We start from the raw sequence: 4,866 nt of genomic DNA on the forward strand, positions 1-4,866 counted from the left end.
ATCAATCACAAGGATATTATTTTGGTGTGGTGCCTTCAATGGCCTTTTGCAATAGTGGGGAATTCATAGTTGCAAAACTGGGGAATTTTTTTTGCAACTTTGTCCGTTTCTATTTTGCAATAAATACTAATTACAGGTTAATAACATAATAGTTTCCAGGTAATAATAAATTAAGACCGTAAAGTATATAGTATATCATTGATTATCATTTTTCAACCATTGAATATACTAATAAAACTACTGTTATAAAGTGTAAACCGTTAATATATTATAATAAAATAAGGGACGATTAAAAAATTGCCGTCCCTTATTATCCCTTATTATACTGAATTAGCCATATACTATTTGCATATGTGTTATATTTGATTGTTTCAGACCGGTATCAGTTTATGGATTCCATTTTAGCACAAGGTTGCGGGCAGCTTTTGTTTCATCAAGCCTTCCTACTACTGTATTATGCGGAGCCTCTTTAAGAAGTTCAGGATTGTTCTCAGCTTCCTGGGCTATCTTAATCATAACCTGGATAAAATCATCTAGGATTTCTTTGCTCTCAGTCTCTACAGGTTCTATCATGATTGCTTCCTTGACAATTAGCGGGAAGTATACTGTTGGAGGATGATACCCGTAGTCCAGCAGCCTCTTGGCAATATCAAGTGTTGATACTCCCGCCTCTTTTTGCTTCTGCCCTGAAAGTACAAATTCATGCTTGCATACGGAATCATAAGGCAATTTATAGTAATCCTTCAGCTTATTCATAGCATAATTTGCATTAAGTACTGCCACCTCAGATACTTTTTTCAGCCCTTCAGGTCCCATGGATCTTATATAGGAATAAGCCTTCAGAATTACGGAAAAATTCCCGTAAAAGGATTTTATCTTGCCGATAGATAAAGGCCTGTTATAGTCTAAATAATATTTACCGTCTTTAAACTCCACTGTGGGACGTGGCAGGAATGGTACAAGATCTTTTTTAACCCCTACAGGTCCTGCGCCAGGACCTCCACCTCCATGAGGAGTGCTGAAAGTCTTGTGTAAATTAAGGTGAACAACATCAAATCCCATATCACCAGGTCTGGATATTCCTAAAATTGCATTGGCGTTAGCTCCGTCATAATACAGCAATCCGCCTGCATCATGAACAATTTCAGCTATCTCTTGAATATTTTCATCAAACAATCCTAGAGTATTTGGATTTGTGAGCATAAGTCCTGCTACATCAGGCCCCATTAGAGCTTTTAACGCTTCAATATCTACTCCGCCTTTTTCGTTAGATTTTACTTCTATAACATTAAAACCAACTATCGCTGCAGAAGCAGGGTTTGTACCATGAGCGGAATCAGGTACAATTATCTTATTTCTGCCTGATTCTCCTTTGTGTTCAAAATAAGCCTTTATTATCATCAGACCGGTCATTTCGCCATGAGCTCCGGCAGCCGGTTGAAGTGTAGTTTTATCCATTCCGGTTATTTCAGATAGCATTTTGTCTGTATTATACATTACTTCCAGGCAACCCTGAACTGTTTCTCCGGGCTGATAAGGATGTATCATGGAAAAGCCCTCTAGTCGTGCAACTTCTTCATTAACTTTAGGATTGTATTTCATAGTACAGGATCCAAGTGGGTAAAATCCTGTATCAACACCATAATTTCTTAAGGACAGGTGAGTGTAGTGCCTGACAACATCCACTTCGCTTACCTCAGGTAAATTGGGATCATTTAGTCTGAGCATATCACCAGGTATAAGTGATTCCAACTCCAACTTGGGCACATCACACTCAGGTAGTGAATAAGCTTTTCTTCCATGGGTGCTTTTTTCGAATATTAATTTCATTTCTGACCTATCCATTACATTCATCTTATCTCACCTCCGCTGCTCTATTCCTTTTATGGTTTCAACCATAAGGTCAATTTCCTCTTTAGTCCGTTTTTCGGTAACAGCCAGCAACATACAATCTGAAAATTCCGGATAATCCTTCTCTATTTCAAATCCCCCGATAATCTTTTTATTAAGAAGCTCTTTATTTATGTCTTTAACTGGCAGTGTACTTTTAACCGTAAATTCCTTAAAAAAAGGTGCTTTAAATACAGGAACAAATTTCCCTGTAGCAATAAGTTGGTTCATTGCATAGTGGGATTTTTGAAGGCATAACATTGCTACTTCTTTAATACCTTTCTTACCTAAAGTGGTCAGGTAAATAGCTGCTGCCATAGCATTCAGGGATTGATTGGAACAAATATTTGATGTGGCTTTTTCTCTTCTTATATGTTGTTCCCTTGCCTGCAAGGTAAGTACAAATCCTCTTTTACCTTCATTATCGGTAGTTTCTCCAACGATTCTGCCGGGCATTTTTCTCATTAATGCTTTTGTGGCAGACAAGAAACCAAGATACGGTCCGCCAAAGCTGGGGAAATTACCCATTGACTGGCCTTCTCCAACAACAATATCTGCACCATATTCTCCAGGAGGTTTGAGCAGTCCCAGGGATATAGGATCAACGCTAACTATTAAAAGAGACTTGTTCTTATGAATTAAATTGCTTACTTCATCAAGTTTTTCTATCACGCCAAAGAAATTGGGCGTTTGAACTATAACTGCAGCCACTTCTGTACTCAGCTTGCTTTCAAGATCTTCAACATCAATCTGGCCTTCTTTATATCCTACTTCTGTGATCCTGTATCCCCTGAATCTACCATAAGTATTTAATACTTCTTTGCTTTCCGGGTGTAGTGACCTGGCAATAAGGAGTTCGCTTCTTCCTGTCGTACTGCAAGCCATCATAGCAGCTTCCGCAACCGCTGTAGCCCCGTCATATACTGAAGCATTTGATACATCCATCCCGGTTAATTCACATATCATTGTTTGATACTCAAATATTCCCTGCAGGGTACCCTGACTTATTTCAGGTTGATAGGGAGTATATGAAGTGTAGAATTCCTGCCTGCTCAGCAAATTCCACACTATACTGGGTATATAGTGGTCATAACATCCGGCTCCAAGGAAACAAATGTAATCATTAAGATTACCGTTTTTTTTGGACAGGTTGCGCATATGTTTCAGTAACTCATGTTCGTCTAAAGGGGCCGGAATATCCAGTTTTCTATTTAATTTTACATTCTCCGGAACATCACTGAAAAGCTGGTCAACCGATTCCAGTCCAAGATCCTGCAACATTTCCTTTTGCTGGAATTCTGTAATAGGAATATATCTCGACATTTTTATCCCTCCGCCATGCAGAACTTGGCATATTCATCTTCATCCATGAGTTCATCTATTTCTGCAGGATTATCTAATTCCAAAAGGGCAATCCAGCTTTCATAAGGTTCTTCATTTATTTTCTCAGGATTGTCAACAAGTTCTTGATTTACTTCTATAACAGTTCCGGAAACGGGAGAATAAATGTCTGATGCTGTCTTTACTGACTCAACAACTCCTATAATATCCATGGCATTAAACTTAGCTCCAACCTCCGGCAACTCGACATAAACAATATCTCCCAGTGAAAGCTGAGCATAATTGCTTATACCGATATATGCCTTATTACCTTCAACTCTTACCCATTCATGCTCTTTTGAGTACCTTAACCCTTTAAATGTTTTCATAATTTTACCTCCTATGAACTCTTATTTCTTGTATTTTTTTGAATAAAAAGGAATTTTTATAATACAAGCCTGTATTGGTTTATTTCTGATTACAACGTCAATAGTATTCCCTATTTCAGCATATTCACTGCTAATAAGTGCCAATCCAAGGTTTTTCTTTAAGGAAGGAGAATAACTTCCGCTTGTTACATGGCCAACTCTTACACCATTTACCTGAACTTCATAACCGTTTCTTGGTATCCCCCGCCCAATCATTTCAAAACCAACTAATTTTCTTTTCAATCCATCTTCAATTTGCTGTTTTAATGCAGCTTTTCCTATGAAATCTGCCTTTTCTGTTTTAACAAATCTTTTCAGTCCAGCTTCCAAAGGTGATATTTCTGCTGATATTTCATGTCCATAGAGAGATAAGGCGGCTTCAAAACGCAAGGTATCCCTGGCACCTAATCCGGCCGGAACCAAACCTTCATCTTTCCCTTCATCGAGCAATATATTCCACATCTCTACTGCTTTAGAGGGCTCCAGGTATATTTCAAACCCATCTTCTCCTGTGTAACCGGTGCGGGATACTAAGGCTTTTATTCCTTTAATATTTACATCCGGTAAATGATGAAAAAATTTTATTTCTTGTAAAGGAGTGTCAGTAAGTCTTTGGAGAATTGACTCTGCTTTAGGTCCTTGCAGAGCTAACTGGGCATATTCTCCGGAAACATTTATAATTTCCAGATTGCTGTCATTATGATCAACCAGCCACTCATAATCCTTATCAGTATTTGAGGCGTTTACAATGAGTAAAAATTCTTCACTGTCTAACTTATAAACCAGTAAATCATCAACTACTCCTCCGTCGGGATAGCACATAGGTGAATATATAACCTGGTTGTCAGAGGAAAACTCTATATTATTAGTCAGCATTCTCTGGAGAAAGTCTTGCGCTCCTTCTCCTTTTATACTTATTTCCCCCATATGTGAAACATCGAAAAGAGCTGCTGCTGTCCTTGCTTTTTCATGCTCTTCTATTATGCTGGTGTACTGTACAGGCATTTCCCATCCTCCAAAGTCCACTATGTTTGCTCCAAGCTTCAAATGTTCCTGATATAACGGCGTTCTTTTCATATTACTACCTCCTGCTTATTTATTCGTAGTGTCAAAAATTCTATTTGAATTTTGACCTAAAACCTTTATTTCACTGGCTTGCGCCAGTTACTTTCGTATCCCCCCTGAAAACTGGAAAAAATCCAGGGTTTCAGATCATATAAATTTATTA

The 4,866-nt window shown here is 38.2% G+C and carries 4 protein-coding genes; all 4 read right to left on the reverse strand.

Features of this window, described 5'->3' with window-relative positions:
- Positions 1-387: 387 nt before the first annotated feature.
- Genes GXX20_07225 through gcvT form a run of 4 tightly spaced genes read right to left on the reverse strand, consistent with a single transcriptional unit; the run spans position 388 to position 4,715 of the window.
- A complete protein-coding gene (locus tag GXX20_07225; protein ID HHW31447.1) occupies positions 388-1,845 on the reverse strand; it encodes an aminomethyl-transferring glycine dehydrogenase subunit GcvPB in 1,458 nt (485 codons plus the stop codon).
- Between the two features lie 15 nt (positions 1,846-1,860).
- Complete coding sequence (locus tag GXX20_07230; GenBank protein HHW31448.1) at positions 1,861-3,213, reverse strand: aminomethyl-transferring glycine dehydrogenase subunit GcvPA; 1,353 nt, start codon at positions 3,211-3,213, stop codon at positions 1,861-1,863.
- A gap of 2 nt (positions 3,214-3,215) precedes the next feature.
- The gene (gene gcvH, locus GXX20_07235) at positions 3,216-3,599 is read right to left on the reverse strand and encodes a glycine cleavage system protein GcvH (GenBank protein HHW31449.1); all 384 of its coding nucleotides are present in this window, start codon (positions 3,597-3,599) and stop codon (positions 3,216-3,218) included.
- Between the two features lie 21 nt (positions 3,600-3,620).
- Complete coding sequence (gene gcvT / locus GXX20_07240; GenBank protein HHW31450.1) at positions 3,621-4,715, reverse strand: glycine cleavage system aminomethyltransferase GcvT; 1,095 nt, start codon at positions 4,713-4,715, stop codon at positions 3,621-3,623.
- Positions 4,716-4,866: the final 151 nt, after the last annotated feature.

This window comes from Clostridiaceae bacterium, from assembly GCA_012840395.1.
Classification (GTDB): domain Bacteria; phylum Bacillota; class Clostridia; order Acetivibrionales; family DULL01; genus DULL01.

Coding starts and splice junctions, on each gene's coding strand:
- gcvH (HHW31449.1), bottom strand. CDS start 3,599: ATGAAAACATTTAAAGGGTTAAGGTACTCAAAAGAGCATGAATGGGTA.
- GXX20_07225 (HHW31447.1), bottom strand. CDS start 1,845: ATGGATAGGTCAGAAATGAAATTAATATTCGAAAAAAGCACCCATGGA.
- GXX20_07230 (HHW31448.1), bottom strand. CDS start 3,213: ATGTCGAGATATATTCCTATTACAGAATTCCAGCAAAAGGAAATGTTG.
- gcvT (HHW31450.1), bottom strand. CDS start 4,715: ATGAAAAGAACGCCGTTATATCAGGAACATTTGAAGCTTGGAGCAAAC.